Origin of the sequence: Streptomyces sp. NPDC050315, assembly GCF_040655775.1 — a bacterium.
In the GTDB taxonomy this organism is placed as follows: Bacteria; Actinomycetota; Actinomycetes; order Streptomycetales; family Streptomycetaceae; genus Streptomyces.
In genome coordinates, this window is the sequence record NZ_JBFAKN010000003.1 from 669,824 (window position 1) to 685,719 (window position 15,896).

General features: G+C 73.1%; 13 protein-coding genes. 12 read left to right on the top strand and 1 reads right to left on the bottom strand.

Going from position 1 to position 15,896, the window contains the following annotated elements:
* Window positions 1-2,124 carry a hypothetical protein gene (locus AB0I82_RS14290; RefSeq protein WP_363257508.1) on the top strand — a complete coding sequence of 708 codons (2,124 nt, stop codon included), beginning with the start codon at window positions 1-3 and terminating at the stop codon, window positions 2,122-2,124.
* 3 nt (window positions 2,125-2,127) lie between these two features.
* On the opposite strand, the gene AB0I82_RS14295 is transcribed toward AB0I82_RS14290, so the two are convergent.
* Complete coding sequence (locus tag AB0I82_RS14295) at window positions 2,128-2,925, bottom strand: GNAT family N-acetyltransferase (RefSeq protein ID WP_363257509.1); 798 nt, start codon at window positions 2,923-2,925, stop codon at window positions 2,128-2,130.
* 225 nt (window positions 2,926-3,150) lie between these two features.
* Here AB0I82_RS14295 and AB0I82_RS14300 point away from each other — a divergent pair, with 225 nt between their 5' ends.
* The 11 genes from AB0I82_RS14300 to AB0I82_RS14350 all read left to right on the top strand — a co-directional run bounded on the left by AB0I82_RS14300 (window position 3,151) and on the right by AB0I82_RS14350 (window position 15,859).
* Window positions 3,151-4,158, top strand: coding sequence for an iron ABC transporter permease (locus AB0I82_RS14300; protein WP_363257510.1), 1,008 nt, complete (start codon window positions 3,151-3,153; stop codon window positions 4,156-4,158).
* 80 nt (window positions 4,159-4,238) lie between these two features.
* A complete protein-coding gene (locus tag AB0I82_RS14305; RefSeq protein ID WP_363257739.1) occupies window positions 4,239-5,219 on the top strand; it encodes an iron ABC transporter permease in 981 nt (326 codons plus the stop codon).
* Window positions 5,216-6,058, top strand: a complete 843-nt coding sequence (locus AB0I82_RS14310) for an ABC transporter ATP-binding protein (RefSeq protein ID WP_363257511.1) — start codon at window positions 5,216-5,218, stop codon at window positions 6,056-6,058. The genes AB0I82_RS14305 and AB0I82_RS14310 overlap by 4 nt, the downstream gene beginning before the upstream one ends.
* Before the next feature lie 68 nt (window positions 6,059-6,126).
* A complete protein-coding gene (locus AB0I82_RS14315) occupies window positions 6,127-7,137 on the top strand; it encodes an iron-siderophore ABC transporter substrate-binding protein (protein ID WP_363257512.1) in 1,011 nt (336 codons plus the stop codon).
* Window positions 7,138-7,224: 87 nt separating this feature from the next.
* Window positions 7,225-8,415 (top strand): ATP-grasp domain-containing protein, encoded by a 1,191-nt coding sequence (locus AB0I82_RS14320; protein ID WP_363257513.1) that lies wholly within the window; start codon window positions 7,225-7,227, stop codon window positions 8,413-8,415.
* Window positions 8,412-10,244, top strand: coding sequence for an IucA/IucC family protein (locus tag AB0I82_RS14325; protein WP_363257514.1), 1,833 nt, complete (start codon window positions 8,412-8,414; stop codon window positions 10,242-10,244). The genes AB0I82_RS14320 and AB0I82_RS14325 overlap by 4 nt, the downstream gene beginning before the upstream one ends.
* Window positions 10,241-11,512 carry an MFS transporter gene (locus AB0I82_RS14330; RefSeq protein WP_363257515.1) on the top strand — a complete coding sequence of 424 codons (1,272 nt, stop codon included), beginning with the start codon at window positions 10,241-10,243 and terminating at the stop codon, window positions 11,510-11,512. The genes AB0I82_RS14325 and AB0I82_RS14330 overlap by 4 nt, the downstream gene beginning before the upstream one ends.
* Window positions 11,512-13,284: an IucA/IucC family protein gene (locus tag AB0I82_RS14335; RefSeq protein ID WP_363257516.1), complete on the top strand. Its 1,773-nt coding sequence runs from the start codon at window positions 11,512-11,514 to the stop codon at window positions 13,282-13,284. Before AB0I82_RS14330 ends, AB0I82_RS14335 begins: the two co-directional genes overlap by 1 nt.
* Complete coding sequence (locus AB0I82_RS14340; protein ID WP_363257517.1) at window positions 13,281-14,504, top strand: type III PLP-dependent enzyme; 1,224 nt, start codon at window positions 13,281-13,283, stop codon at window positions 14,502-14,504. The genes AB0I82_RS14335 and AB0I82_RS14340 overlap by 4 nt, the downstream gene beginning before the upstream one ends.
* A 1-nt stretch (window position 14,505) precedes the next feature.
* Window positions 14,506-15,264, top strand: coding sequence for an aldolase/citrate lyase family protein (locus AB0I82_RS14345; RefSeq protein ID WP_363257518.1), 759 nt, complete (start codon window positions 14,506-14,508; stop codon window positions 15,262-15,264).
* Between the two features lie 145 nt (window positions 15,265-15,409).
* A complete protein-coding gene (locus AB0I82_RS14350; RefSeq protein ID WP_363257519.1) occupies window positions 15,410-15,859 on the top strand; it encodes a hypothetical protein in 450 nt (149 codons plus the stop codon).
* The last annotated feature ends 37 nt before the right edge of the window (window positions 15,860-15,896 follow it).

Sequence of the window (15,896 nt, forward strand, 5' to 3'; positions counted from 1 at the left end):
GTGAGCAGTGGACCACTGGATCGCAGAACCTTCGTACGGATGCTGGGCGCGGCCGGGGTGGCCGTGGGGCTGGCCGGGCCGCTGAGTCCCTGGGGCGCGCCGCCCGCCGCCGCTGCCTCGGCGCGGGGCACGCACCAACCCTTCATGCACGGCTACGACGCGGCCGCGCTGAAGTCCTGGAGCCCGGAGACGGACCGCTGGGCGCGGTACTTCCGCTCCCGTGTGCCGCTCGCCGCGCGCATCCCGGCCTTCGCCGCCACGCAGGCGGACCCGGGCCTCGCCACCGGACCGCAGCTGATGAACCTCAGCTTCGACTACGACAACTCCTTCTTCACCGCCTATAAGTACGGCGATGTCTTCGCGCGCAGGCTGCTGCGCTTCTGGCAGTACACCGATCTGTACGGCTCCTGGCACGGGCTGCCCGTCGACGGTTCGCCGGAGGACGAGCCGGTGCACGGCGTGGTCAATCCGCCGAACCCGGCCTGGACGGATGCCGCGCACCGCAACGGCGCGCGCAGCCTGGGGTGTTGGTTCTGGCCCAGGACCGGCGAATTCGCGGACTACCTGGAGCGGCGCGCCGACGGCTCGTACCCGGTGGCCGACGGGATGCTCGCGATGGCGGAGTACTTCGGCTTCGACGGGTACTTTCTCAATCAGGAGGCCGAGATTTCGTCGGCCGACGCGCGCGAGCTGATGCGGATGCTGGAGTATCTGCGGGCGAAGGCGCCGGAGGGCTTCCACCTCCAGTGGTACGACACGATCATGACGAACGGGAAGCTGGACTATCAGAACGCGTTCAACGACAAGAACGCCGACTGGGTGCAGCACGGTGACACGCCCGTCAACCACAGCTTCTTCGCCAACTACTGGCTCACCGAGGAGGGCGTCGAGACCTCGCGGCGCACGGCCCTGGAGCGGGGCCTGGACCCGTACGAGGCGGTCTTCCACGGCACCGAGACCGAGAAGTACGGCTTCAATCCGCCCTTCGACGCCCGGATCGTCTGCCCCGACGGGAAGCCGGCCCGCACCAGTTGGGCGCTGTTCGGCTCGCACTTCCCCTGGGACCGCTACCCGGACCGCGAGGACCCGGACGCGCAGGGCGAGGTCTTCGTGCGCGAGCGCCACTACTGGTCGGGGCCGAACGAGGATCCGACCCGGACCGGTCGCACGGAGTATGTGCCCTGGCCGGAGGAGGACGACGGGAAGCCGCGCGACGAGCACAACTTCCGCAAGTGGGACGGCGTTGCCCGGTACATCAGCGAGCGGTCGGTGATCGGCGGCTTCCCCTTCGCCACCCGCTTCAACACCGGGCACGGCCGCGCCTTCTTCCTGGCGGGCCGTCAGGTGTCCGACCGGGAGTGGAACAACATCAGCATCCAGGACGTGCTGCCCACCTGGCAGTTCTGGACGCGGGGCGCGGGCGGCGCCGCGCCGTTGCGTGCGGAGTACGACTACGGGATGGCCTACGACGGCGGCAGTTCGCTGCGCTTCTCCGGCCGCCTCACCCCGGAAGGGCCCACCACCGCCCGACTGTTCAAGACCCGGCTGCGGGTCACAGGCGGAGAGCGGGCGCGGCTGGTGTACGCGACGGAGGAGCGGGCGGGCCGGGTCGAGCTGGGCCTGATCACCGAGGAGGACCCCGGTAACACGGTCTGGCTGCCCGCGGGGCGGCCGCGCGCGGGCGGCTGGACCACCGTGGAACTGCCGCTGGCCGCGCTCGCGGGGCGTACCGTCGCCGCGGTGGCCGTACGGTTCGCCACCACGGGCGGCCCGGCCGACCACACCTTCCGGCTGGGCGAACTCGCCTTTCTGGCCGGTCTCCCGGCGCCCCGCCCGGCGGCGCCCGCGGGCTTCACGGTCGACGCCGTGCATCCCGCCGGGGACACCGCCGAGGTCTTCCTGTCCTGGCGGCTGGCGCGGCAGGGCGTCTGGTACTACGACCTCACCCGGGAGCTGCCGGACGGCCGTACCGAGTCGCTGGGGCGGATCTTCGACGACGTGTACTACGTCAAGGCGCTGGCGAGGGCCGGGGCGGAGCGCGGGACGGAGCTGCGGCTGACGACGGTGGCGCCGGACGGCACGCGGGGCGGGACGGCCGTGGCCACGGTGACCTGGCCTCAGTGACCGTCAGCCGGCGGTCGCGGCCCCGGGCGTGAACACGTACGGGGTCGTGGTCGTCAGCGGCGCGAAGCCGAGCCGCTGGAGGATGGGGCGGCTCTGGTCGGAGGCGTCGACCTGGAGGTACGGGTAGCCGCGTGCGGCGGCGATGCGGGCGCGGTGGGCGATCAGGGCGCGGTAGATGCCGCGGCCGCGCCAGGCCGGGTCGGTGCCGCCGCCCCAGAGGGTGGCGAAGGGCGCGTCCGGCGGCAGTTCCATGCGGGCCGCGCTCACCGGCTCCTCCCCGGCCATGGCGACCACCGCCACCACCGTGTCCGGGGCTTCGGCGAGCCGGTCGAGGAGCTGGCTGCGGAAGCGGGCGCGGCCGGGGCCGAAGGCACGCTCGTGGGCGATGAGCATGAGGTCGACACCGGCGGCGTCGGTCACCGGTTCCAGGCGGACACCGGCCGGGAGGTCCACCTCGGTGGGGAGGGAGCGGGTCTCGGCGACCATCAGGGTCTCCTCGTCCTCGGGGACGAAGCCGGCGGTCAGCAGGCGGTCGGCGAGGCCGGCCGGGCGGTCGTGGGCGTGCAGCTTCCATTCGAAGGCCCGGCCGAGCGCGGTGAAGTACCGGATCTGTGCGGCGATGGCGGCGTCCGCGGTGGCGGGGGTGAGGTCGGCCCAGAGGACGCCGTGCCAGCCGTCGGCCGCTTCGGCGGTCTGGCGGACCACACCGTCCGCGCGCTCGACGCGGGCGCCTGGGCCGTCGGGCCGCGCTTCCTGTCGCATGCGCCGGTCGTACGTCGCGAGCACCGCTGCGTGATTCATCCGGTCACCTCAGCAGGCGGGATGCTCCCGGGCAACCGGATTTGCGCCCCTTCGGAAGTGAGTGGCGGGGCGCGTGCGGGTAGGGAGACGGGGTCCCTGCTGGTTTGTCAGGTGCACGAAACTGGACAGTTCGCCGATTCCCGTCACCGCGCTTGCAGCGAAGGTTTGCCTAACCTAACGTTACGACGCGTGTTGACGACCAAACCACCAGCTACCGCGGCCCCAGTGGCCGGCGCGCGACCCCCTTCGGCGTTGCTGCGGGGCGTTCCCCTGCTGCTCGCCGGGGTCTGCGCACTTGCCGTGTGCGCCGCCCTGAGCCTCGCCGTGGGCACGCGCTCGGTGCCGCTGTCCACCGTGCTCGACGCCCTGACCGGGCAGGCACATGGGCGCGACGCCATCGTGGTCACCGGCCTGCGGCTGCCGCGCACCCTCGTCGGGCTCGCGGTCGGCGCCGCACTGGGCGTGGCCGGCGCGGTCGTCCAGGGCATCACCCGCAATCCGCTCGCCTCGCCCACGACGCTGGGCATCAACAACGGCGCGGGCTTCGCGGTCGTGGTCGCCATCTTCGCCCTGCACCTGACGCGCCCCATCGAGTACCTCTGGTTCGCGTTCGCCGGTGCGGCCGCCGCCGCGCTGTTCGCGCAGGCGCTGGCCCGGCGGGCCGGTGACCTCGATCCCGTACGGCTCGCGCTCGGCGGCACCGTGCTCCAACTCGTGCTGCTCTCCTGGACCTCGACGGTGATGCTGGCGAGCAAGCGGTCGCTGGACGAGGCCCGCTTCTGGCTGGCCGGGTCGCTGGCGGAACGTTCCCTCTCCGTGCTGTACCCGATGCTCCCCACCCTCGTGATCGGCCTCGTGCTCGCCCTGGCGATCACCCCGGCGCTCAACACCCTCGCGCTCGGCGACGATTCCGCGCAGGCGCTCGGCGTGCCGGTCGCCCGTATCCGCATGGCCGGCGGCCTGGCCGTCGTACTGCTCGCGGGCTCGGCGGTCGCCGTGGCCGGTCCCATCGCCTTCATCGGCCTGGCCGCGCCGCACCTCGTACGGCAGCTGCTCGGCTCCGACCACCGGATGCTGGTGCCCGGCTGCATCATCGCGGGCCCGCTGCTGCTGCTCACCGCCGACATCCTCGGCCGGGTCGTCATCCGGCCCTCCGAGCTCCAGGTCGGCATCATCAGCGCCTTCCTGGGCGCGCCGCTGCTGGCCGTACTGGCACGGAAGGTGGCCCGGTGAGCAACGTCCTGCATACCGAGAAGCCGCGCGTCTCCGCGCCGCACGCGGCCGGGCCCGCGCACGCCGGCCGCCGCACCCTCCTGCTGACCTGTGCGGCGCTGGTCGTCCTCCTGGTGCTCGTCACCTGCTCGGTGGCGATCGGCGAGATGCCGCTGGCGCCCGATGCGGCGCTCAAGGGGCTGCTCGGCCTCGGCGACGGCGCCGACGTGCTGATCGTCCAGCAGTTCCGGGCGCCCCGCATGGTCGCGGCGATCATCGCGGGCGCGGGCCTGGCCGTGGCCGGCGCGCTGCTCCAGCGGATGTTCCGCAATCCGCTCGCCTCGCCGGACGTGATGGGCGTGACCGGCGGCGCCTCGTTCGGCGCGGTGGCGATGCTCGCCGCCGGTGCCTCCCAGGCGCTGATCCCGCTCGCCGCGCTGGGCGGCGGGCTGCTGGCCGCCGTACTGCTCGGGGTGTTCGGCTGGCGTTCCGGCGTCAGCGCCACCCGGCTGGTGCTGGTCGGCCTCGCCGTCCAGGCCGGGCTGACCGCCGCGGTGAACTTCATGGTCGTACGGTTCCCCACCGAGCTGGCCGGCTCGGCGCTGCAGTGGACCACCGGCTCGGTGTACGGGCGGACCTGGACGGAGGTGTGGGCAGCGGGCGCCGCCGTGGTGGTCGCGCTGGTCGGCGCCTTCCTCCTGCACCGCAAGCTCGCCGTGCTGGACCTCGGTGACGACTCGGCCGGCGCGCTGGGCGTGAACACCTCCACCGCCCGGCTCCAAGTACTGGTCACCGCCGTCGCGCTGGCCTCGCTGGCCGCCGCGCTCACCGGCCCGGTCGCGTTCGTCGCGCTGGCCGTCCCGCACATGGTGCGGTTCCTCGCCGGGCCGCCGACCGTGGCGACCCTGGCCCTCACCGGCCTCGCCGGTGCCGTCCTGCTGCTCGCCTCCGATCTGGTGGCGCAGCATCTGCTGCCGGTCAGCGGGCTGCCGGTCGGGGTGGTCACCGCCACCCTCGGCGCGCCCTGGCTGCTGGTGCTGATGATCCGTCAGAGCAGTTCCGTCAACAGGAGTGCCCGATGACCGCCAACCAGCCGAAGGCCACCGAACAGCAGGCCAACCAGCTCGCTACGCACGGCCTCGACCTGCGCTACGGCGACCGGCTGATCGTCGGCGGCCTCGACCTGGAGCTGCCCGGCGGCGCCGTGACCGCCGTCGTGGGCCCCAACGCCTGCGGCAAGTCGACCCTGCTGCGCGGCCTGACCCGGCTGCTCGCCCCGGCCGCCGGCACCGTCACCCTCGACGGCTCCGACATCCACCGGATGTCCGCCAAGGCGCTCGCGCTGCGGATGGGCCTGCTGCCGCAGCAGCCGGTCACGCCCGACGCGATCACCGTGGAGGCGCTGGTGCGGCTCGGCCGCTACCCGCACCAGAAGCTGCTCAGCCCCTGGTCCGAGAAGGACCAGGCGGCGGTGGAGGAGGCGCTGGAGCGCACCGGTACCACGGCGCTGCGCCACCAGCCCGTCGACCAGCTCTCCGGCGGCCAGCGGCAGCGCGCCTGGATCGCCCTGGCGCTCGCGCAGGACACCGATCTGCTGCTCCTCGACGAGCCCACCACCTTCCTGGACCTGCGGCACCAGCTCGATGTCCTCGACCTGGTCGCCGAATTGCACTCCGAGGCGGGCCGCACCGTGGTGATGGTGCTGCACGACCTCGGGCAGGCCGCCCGTTACGCGGACCACCTCGTGGTCCTCAAGGACGGGCAGCTGGCCGCGGCCGGCGCCCCGGCGGACGTCCTCGACGCGGAGCTGGTCAAGTCCGTGTTCGACGTCGACTGCCGGGTGATCCCCGACCCGGAGACCGGCACCCCGCTGGTCGTCCCCAAGGGCCGCGCGGTACGCCGTACCGCCGTGTCCGTCTGACGGCCGCACCCAAGCCCCACCCCCCACTTCCGTCCCCGTCCCCGCTCACAGCAAGGAAGTACACCCTCATGTCCAACAGACCCACCCTGCGTGGCCTCGGCCGGCTCCTCGCCGCGCTGCTCGCCGTCGTCCTGGGCACCGCGGCGCTGGCCGCCTGCGGCGGCGCGAAGTCCGAAGGCGGCGACGCGAAGAGCGACGCCTCCGGTGCCTTCCCGCGCACCGTGAACACCGCCATGGGCAAGGTCGAGATCCCGTCCGAGCCCAAGCGCGTCGTGGTCCTGGACACCGGCGAGCTGGACGACGTCACCATGCTCGGCGTCAAGCCGGTCGGCGCGGTCTCGCCGCACATGAAGACCGAAGGCGGCTTCCCGCAGTACCTCAAGGGCAAGGTCAAGGGCCTGACCGACGTCGGCCCGCTGCTGGAGCCCAACCTGGAGAAGATCGCGAGCCTCAAGCCCGACCTGATCCTCTCCTCCAAGGTCCGCCACGAGAAGGTCTACGACAAGCTCAAGGCCATTGCCCCGACCGTCTTCACCGAGACCACCGGCGGCCCCTGGAAGGAGAACCTGAAGGTCCACGCCAAGGCGCTGGGCAAGGAGAAGCAGGCCGCCGCGGCCATGAAGAGCTACGAGGAGCGCGCGAAGCACCTCGGCGAGGCCATCAAGAAGAAGAACGACGGCAAGGCGCCCTCCGCTTCGGTGGTCCGCTTCATCGCCGGTCCGACCCGTCTGTACGCGAAGTCCTCCTTCAGCGGCGTCGTCCTGGAGGACATCGGCCTGGAGCGCCCGAAGTCGCAGAGCTCCACCGACCCCGAGAAGCCGATGCTCGACGTCAGCCCCGAGGAGATCGACAAGGCCGACGCCGACCTGGTCTTCGTGACCGTCGCCGACACCCCGTCCAAGACCGAGAAGAAGGACGTCACGTCCAACCCGGTCTGGAAGGACCTGCCGGCCGTCAAGGACAAGAAGGTCTTCGAGGTCCCGGACGAGACCTGGATGTCCGGCATCGGCATCCAGGCCGCCGAGAAGATGCTCGCCGACGTGGCCGACGCCACCGGCGTCGAGCTGCCCAAGAAGTGACACCGGCGGGGGCGGGCCGTGTCCCCCGGCCCGCCCCCGCATCCCGCCCACCCCGCACCGCCCCCGAACCAGAAGGGGTCCCCGCTCATGCGGATGCACCTGCTCGCACTCAATCCCACCGACTCGGTCACCGACGGCTTCCTCCCCGCAGCCGCCCGCCTCGGCATCGACGTCACCGTGCTGACGGACCAGCCCGCGGCCCACCGGGCGAAATACCCGCAGATCGAGATCCTCGAGTGCGACGTCCACGACGTCCGCGCCGTCATCAGCCGGATCGCCGCGCACGGCCCCGCCGACGCGGTCTTCACCAACAGCGACCACCTGCAGACCCAGGCCGCGCTGGCCGCCGAGTACTTCGGACTGCCCGGCAAGGACTGGCGGGCCACGCTGCGCGCCAAGAACAAGGCCGAGATGCGCCGCCACCTCGCCGCCGCGGGCGCCGACACCGTCCGGTCGGTGCAGCTCGCGCCCGACGAGGAGCCGGCCGTACTGGCCACAGCCGACCTGCCGTTCCCCTGCGTCATCAAGCCCCGCGAGGGCGTGGCCAGCGAGGACGTCGTCCTGGCCGACGGCCCCGCCGAACTGGTCGAGCGCGCCGAGGAGATACGTTCCCGGCGCCCGGGAGCGGCGCTGGTGGCCGAGGAGTACCTCGCCGGCCGGCTGTACACCCTGGAGACGCTGGGCGACGGCCGGACACGGCACGTCCTCGGCGGTTTCCACAGCGTGCTCTCCGCGCCCCCGGCCTTCATCGAGGAGCGGCACGAGTTCGTCGCCGTCCACCCGGAGCCGGTCGTGGCGCAGGTACTGGCCCAACTGGACGCGCTGGGCGTCGGGTTCGGCGCCTGCCACACCGAGTTCGTGGTCCACGAGGGCCGCGCCCGGCTCATCGAGGTCAACTACCGCGCCATCGGCGACCAGTGCGATCTGATGCTGGCCGAGACGCTGGACATCCCGCTCTTCGAGCACATCCTCCGTACGCACCTGGGCGAGCCGCTGCCGGCCGACCTCGGCGCGCGGACCGACGCCGCCGCGCGGGTGGAGTACGCCCTCGCCGACCGGGCGGGCACGCTCACCGCGGCGCCCGGCCCGCTGGACCACACGGTCGACGGTGTGCATCTGACGTACCGTCCGCTGCGCGCGATCGGCGCCGAGCACCCGCACTACCGCACCAACCGCGACTACCTCGGCGTGCTGCGCGCCACCGGCAGCGACCAGCAGGCCGTGGACCGAGCCGCCGAGGCGTTCTTCGCCGCCGAGCGCTGGGAGATCACCCAGTGACCGCCGCGACGGAGACCCTGACCGTGCCCGCGACGGACAGCGGGCCCGAAGAGCACGAGCTGCTGGTGCGCGTGCTGAGCGCGCTGCTGCGCGAGGACGTGGTCGGGCTGCGGTCCCGCAGTACCGTACTGGAGCGCCCGGACGGGCCCTGGCTGCGGCTGCCCGCCGACAGCGCCGGGACCGACGAGGCCGGCGAGGCCGATGACGCACTGCTGCTGCCGCTGGCCCCCGACGGCTACCAGGCCGAGTACGCCGCCCGGCTGCCGCTGCTCGTCCGCGAGTCCGACGGCGCCCGGCTGAGCACCCTCGACGACATCCTCGGCGCGGTGCGGGCGCTCGCCGACCCGCTCGACCACGAGGGGTTCGACGCCTTCATCGAGGAGTGCCGGCAGACGCTCGCGACGCTGCGGCTGCACACCGCCACGCAGGACGAGCTGACCACCGAACTGACGCAGCGTCACGGCCCCGACCCGGCCCGCTGGGAGGGCCTGACCGCCGGCCTCGCGCACGACGCGCTCGCGGCCCGCGTCGACCACCCGGTGTACCCGGTCTCGCGCGGCCGCTCCGGCCTGGATGAGGCTCAACTGCGCGCTTACGCACCGGAGTTCGCCCCGCGCTTCGCGCTGCGCTGGCTGCTGCTGCCGCGTGCCGCCGTCACCGTGACCGGCGGCCGGGACGCGCTGCCCGCCTGCTGGCCCCACCCCGTCGACCTGGGCCACCCCGACCTGGACGACAGCCATATCGCGCTGCCCGTCCACCCGCTGTCGCTCGGCGAGCCGCTGGACGCCGCGCTGCGCGAGACCGGGCTGACCGAGGACGCGGTGCTCTCCGAGCACTCCTGGCTGGGCGCCGTGCCGACGCTGTCGATGCGTACCGTCGCGCTGGACGCCGATCCGCAGGTGCATGTGAAGCTGCCGCTGGCCACCGCGACGCTGGGGCTGCGCAACCGGCGCACCATCAAGCCGCGCACGCTCATCGACGGCGCGGAGGGGCAGCGGCTGCTGGAGAAGGTGATCGCCCGCGAACCGCGGTTCAGTGAAACGATCCTGCAGGCCGACGAGACCGTGTACGCACACGCGGACCACGAGCTGCTGGCCGTACTGTGCCGCCGCTACCCGGCCGGGCTCGACGGCAGCTCCGTCGTCCCGCTGGCCGCGCTGCTCGCCCCGGCGCCCGGGTCCGGCGACCGGCTGGTCATCGACCACCTCGCGGACCGGTTCTACGGCGGCGACCCGCTCGCCCTGCTCGACGCCGCTCTCGCGCTGCTCTTCGACTGGCAGACCACGCTCTTCGGCTACGGCATCGGCCTGGAGTCCCACCAGCAGAACATCTCGCTGGTGCTGGACCGCACGGACGACGGCGGCACCCGAGTGCGGCTGCTGTTCAAGGACAACGACGCGCCGCGGATCAACACCGTACGGCTGCGGGAGCGGCTGGGCGCGGACGCGCCGGACCCGGCGGACTTCGCCGACCCGCGGATCTTCGGCGAGAGCGACGGCCCGGTGGCCGACATGCTCGCCACGATCACCGTCCACCTGTGCGCCGGTTCGTACGCCTTCGGGCTGGCCCGGCACGGCCGCGCGCCGCTGGACCGGCTGCTGGAACTGGTCCGGGACCGCCTCACCGAGGCCGTCGAACGGCTGGGCACCGGCCCCGGCGAGCCCGGCGCGGTCCTCCGCGAGAAGCTGCTGGACGCCCCGCACCTGCCGGTCAAGGCCATGGTCAGCGCCGGGTCCCTGCTGTCGAAGGAGCGCTCGGGCGCTGCCGACATCAACAAGCACTACACCACGGGCCCCAACTACCTGCTGCCGACGGGGAACATCCGATGAGCACCACCGCACCCGAGGCGGTCCAGGCACCCGCCGCACCGGAAGCACCCGAAGCGCCTGAAACACCCGCGACCCCGGCCCTCGGCCGCCGCCAGGTGCACGCCGTGGCCGGCTGCTACTTCGTGGCCTCCTTCGCGGCCCTCGGCCTGCCGCCGTACCTGACCGAGATCCTGCCCGACCTGGGCGACCACGCCGCCCGCTGGGCCGGCCTGCTCTACATCGTGCCCACCATCTTCGGCGGGCTCGGCGCCCCGCTGTGGGGGCGGCTGGCCGACCGGTTCGGCCGCAAACGGCTGCTGCTGCGCGCGCAGTTGGGGCTGGCGGCGGCGTTCCTGCTCGCGGGCTGGGCCGACTCGCTCGCCACCTTCACCGCGGCGCTGGTACTGCAGGGCATCCTCGGCGGCACGTTCGCCGCGTCCAACGGCTACCTCGGTGCCGCGCTGGAGGGGCCCGCGCTGTCCAAGGCGCTGACGCTGATGCAGGGCAGCGCGCGGGCCGCGCTGGTCTTCGCGCCGATCGTGGTCGGCTCGCTGTCGCCGTGGCTGTCGCCGCACCGGCAGTACGCACTGCTCGCTGTGCTGCCGCTGGCTGCCGCCGGGATGCTCGCGCTGCTGCCGGAGCCGCCCCGGGCCCGTACCGCGCCGAAGAAGGCGGAGCCCGAGGTTGCCGCCACTTCGCAGCCGGAGCGGGGCAGCGCCGGCGCCCTGCGTGCCCTGCTCGCCCTGGAGTTCGCGTTCGTCTTCTCGACCGTGATCTCCTTCCCGTACCTGATCGAGCTCATCAAGGAGCGCATCCCCGGGACCGGATCCATGGTCTCCGGCGTGCTCTTCGCACTCCCGCACATGTGCTACCTGGCCGGCGCGATGGCGGTGCACGCCGCCTTCCGCACCCGGCCCCGGCTCGGTATCGCGCTCGGCTTCGCCTGCATCGCACTGGGCTCGGCCGGGCACGGCGTCGCCGGGTCGCTGCCCACGTTCATCGCGGTGCGCCTGCTGCTGGGTGCCGGTCTCACCCTGGGCCTGGTCTGCATGTCCGTGCTGGCCGCCGACTGCGCCAAGGGCCGTGCGCCCGGTGGGCTGTTCGGCTCCATCGAATTCTTCTCCAAGGCCGGCGCGGTCGCCGCCGGCCTGGCAGCCGCGCTCGGCAACGGCCTCTTCGGGCCGTCCGCGCCGCTGCTCATCGGCACCGCCATCGCCGTGGCCACCGTGCTCGCGACCACCCTCCCCGCTCTTTTCCGTCGTCTTTCTCATACTCGCAGGAGCCTCTGATGCCTCCGCTGACGCATTCCACCAGCCCCGCACAGGCCGATCCCGCGGCCTCCGCGTCCCCCGCCGGGCTGCCCACCGCCGACGACGCCGTGGCGCACACCCTCCTGAACTGCCTGCTCCGCGAGGTCTCGGGCCCGGAGCACCAGACCGCCGTGGACCACGGCCATCTGCTCCTCCGGCTGCCGCGCCGCGGCGTGCTGCTGCGCGTCGCGCTGCGCCGCACGTCGCTGATCGGCGCACACCGCTTCACCGGCCCGGTGTCCGAGCAGGACGGTGACGGCTGGGCCGAGGTCGACTGGCGCCGGCTCGCCGAGTACGTGCACGCCGAGCTGACGCTGCGTACCGGCGTGGACAACGACGAGTTCCTCGCCCAGATCGCCGCCAGCCACCAGGCCACCGCCGCGGCGCTGGCCGGCCGCGCCGCCGCGGATGGCGACGGACCGGCCGACTCCGCCGGGAACTGGCACGACGCCTATGTGACGTCCGAGCAGTCCCTCCTCCTCGGCCACCGCTTCCACCCCACCCCCAAGGCCCGCACCGGCGACCCCGTCGCCTGGCAGGAGTACGCGCCGGAGACCGGCGGGTCCTTCTCGCTGCTGCTGCTCGCCGTGCGCGAGGAGCTGCTCGCCGAGGAGAGCGTGGCCGCCGACGCCACCGCTCCGCTGGACGCTTTCGAGGCCGAGGTTCCGGAGGGGTACCGGCTGCTGCCCGCCCACCCCTGGCAGTACGAGCTGCTGCGCGACCAGCCGGCGCTCCAGGAGGCCCTGGACCGCGGGGACATCCGGGTGCTGGGCACCGCCGAGTTCCCGCACGCCGCGACCGCTTCGGTCCGCACGCTCTACTCGGCCGACTCCTTCCTGAAGTTCAGCCTGAACGTCCGGATCACCAACTGCCTTCGCAAGAACTCCAGTTACGAGCTGACCGGTGCCGTCGCGCTCACCCGGCTGCTGGCCCCCGTACTCGACGACCTCGCGGCCCGCTTCCCCGGCTGCGCGGTGCTCCGCGAGCCCGCGTACCGCAGCGTCGCTCTGCCGGGCCCCGACGGGCAGCCGGACACCGCGCTCCTCGAAGGCTTCGGTGTGATCGTCCGCGAGGGGCTGTCCCGTCGCCTGCTGCCCGGCACCACCCCGCTGCTGGCCGGCGCCGTCGCCGACGAGTACCCCTCCAGCAACGCGCACATCTCCCGGCTGCTGGCCGGCGCCGACGCCGAGACCGCGCTGAAGTGGTGGGCCGCCTACCTCGACCTGCTGGTCCCGCCGGTACTGTCCGCCTACTTCGACCACGGCCTGGTCTTCGAGCCGCACCTGCAGAACGTGCTGATCTGCGTCGACGGCGACGGGATGCCCGCGCAGGTGCTGCTGCGCGACCTGGAGGGCACCAAGCTCGTCCCCGAGCAGAACGCCGACCTGCTCGCCGCGCTGCCGCCCGAGGTCGCCGCGCCCATGACGTACGACGCGCAGCGCGGCTGGGACCGCGTGGTGTACTGCCTGCTGGTCAACCACATCTCCGAACTGCTCGCCGCCCTCGCCGACCTGCACCCGGACAGCGAGGCCGAGCTGTGGGCCGAGGTGCGCCGCACGATCCAGCGCCACGCCGACCGGCACGGCTGCCCGCCGCGGCTGTCCGCGCTGCTCGCCGGCGTGCCGCTGCCCGCCAAGTCCAATCTGCTCACCCGCTGGGAGCGCAAGGCCGACCGCGAGGCCGGCTACGTCCGGCTGCCCTCGCCGCTCGCCGAGGACGTGCTCTCCGCCACCGCCTGGAGCGCCCGATGACCCACCCCACTTCCGCGGTCCGCGACCGCATCCACTCCCTCGCTCCCGAGGAACTCCCCGCGTACGTCTATGACCTGACGGCTCTTCAGGAGCACGTCGCCGAGGTCCGGGCGGCACTGCCCGAGCGGGTCGAGCTGTACTACGCGGCCAAGGCCAACCCGGAGCCGGAGATCCTCGCCGCGCTGCTGCCGTACGTCGACGGTTACGAGGTCTCCTCGGGCGGCGAGCTGGCGCACGTCGGCAAGGCCGTGCCCGGCCGCCCGCTGGCCTTCGGCGGCCCCGGCAAGACGCCCGCCGAGATCGCGCGGGCGCTGGAGCTGGGCGTGGAGCGGTTCCACGTGGAGAGCGTGTACGAGCTCCACATGCTCGCCGACCTGGCGGCCCGGCACGCCGGTGACCGTCGGATCGCCGTACTGCCGCGCTTCAACCTCCCCGTCGGCGACGGCTCGCTGGACAGTGTGTCGCTCGCCATGGGCGGCCGGCCCACCCCCTTCGGACTGGACCCGGACCAGGCCGACGAGGTCGTCCGGCTGCTGACCGACGGCACTTACCCGCAGCTCGAACTGCGCGGCGTGCACGCCCACTTGGCGAGCGGCCTGGAGGCCGCCGAACAGCTCGCGGTGGCGTCCTCGATCATCACCTGGTCGGTGGAGCTGGCAGCCCGCCACAGCGTGACACTGCACGAGGTCGTCGTCGGCGGCGGCATGGCCGTCGACTACGCCGAGCCGGAGCGCCGCTTCGACTGGGCGGCATACGGCGCGGGGCTCGGCCGGCTCGCCGACGCGCACCCCGGCCTGACGCTGCGCATCGAGCCCGGCCGCGCGCTCACCGCGTACTGCGGCTGGTACGCCACCGAGGTACTGGATGTGAAGCACAGCCACGGCGAGGAGTTCGCCGTGGTCCGCGGCGGCACCCACCACCTCCGTACCCCGGCGACCAAGGGCCACGACCAGCCCTGCACGGTCCTGCCCACCGACGTGCCGTGGCCGCACCCGTGGCCGCGCTCGGCCGCCCAGGGCGACAAGGTCACCCTCACCGGCCAGCTCTGCACGCCGAAGGACCTGCTCGCCCGCGACGTCCCGGCCCCGGGCCTGCGCGCCGGCGACCGGGTGGCGTTCAGCCTGTGCGGCGCGTACGCGTGGAACATCTCGCACCACGATTTCCTGATGCACCCGCGGCCGGGATTCCACTTCCTGGGCGGGGCCGGGGAGGGCTCCTGACGTGCTGCGTCCCAACGAGGTGAAGCGGAAGCTCGCGGCGGGCGAGGAGGTGCACGGCCTGTTCAACGTGCTCCCCGACCCCGCCGTGGTCGAGATGATCGGCTGCGCGGGCTACGACTTCGTCATCCTCGACACCGAGCACACGCTCGTCGACCCGCGGCAGCTGGAGCACCTGATCAGGGCGGCCGAGACCAGCGGCGTCACGCCGTTCGTGCGGGTGCCCGAGGCGGACCCGGGCGCGGTGCTGCGCGCGCTGGACGCCGGTGCCATGGGCATCGTGGTACCGCATGTGCGCGGCCGGGCCGATGTGGACGCCGCGGTGCGGGCAGCGCGCTACGCACCCGAGGGGATGCGCTCGCTCAACGGCGGGCGCATGCCCGGGTACGGCGGCGGCGACCTGCGCGCGTACATCGAGCGGGCCAACGCCGAGATCATGGTCGTGCCGCTCGTCGAGGACGCCGAGGGCGTCGACGCGATCGACGACATCCTCGCGGGCGGCGGCGTCGACCTGGTCCTGCCGGGCCCCGGCGACCTCTCCCAGTCGTACGGCGTGCCGTGGCAGGTGCGGCACCCGCGCGTCCAGGAGGCGGTGCGCACGCTGCGTGCCGCCTGCGGCCGGCACGGCGTTCCCTTCTGTGCCATGGCCACCACTCCGGAGCGGCGCGCCGAGTGGCGTGCGGACGGCGTCACGGCCTTCGTCCTCGGCGAGGACCGGGATCTGGCCGCCCGGGCGCTGCGCGCCCATCGCGAACGGACGTGAGGTCTCCCGGTCCCGGTGTCCAGCGGGCCATGCCCGTCCGGGACCGGGTTCGTCCGGTCGGCAACGTAGATGGTGGACACCGGGGCGCGGCGGGACCACGCTGAACCGACGGCATTCGCACACGTATGTCACGAGGGGAGCCACCATGTCGCAGGCAGCACCCCACGCAGCGGGCCCCAAGCCGCCCCGGGCGCACGGCCCGGAGAACGTCTGGGCGGCCAGCGGCACGCTCTTCGCCGGGGTCCTGATGCTGGTCTCGGGGGTCCTCGGCGTCCTGGAGGGCATCGCCGGCATCGCCAACAACCAGGTGTATCTGCTGAGCAACGAGCTGACGGGCACCTACGTCTACGAGTTCGACACGACCGCCTGGGGCTGGATCCACCTGGTGCTCGGCGTCATCGTGGCCGCCACCGGTCTCGGCCTGCTCAAGGGGGTCGGCTGGGCCCGCAAGGCGGGCATCGTCCTGGCGGGCCTGTATGTGATCGCGCACTTCATGTGGCTGCCGTACCAGCCCGTGTGGGCCATCGTCGGCATCGCGCTCGGCGTCTTCGTCATCTGGTCGCTGTGCACGGACCGCACCCGCTACATCCCTTGACGGCGCGGCGCCGGCGGCCGGTCTCCGGCCCGCCGGC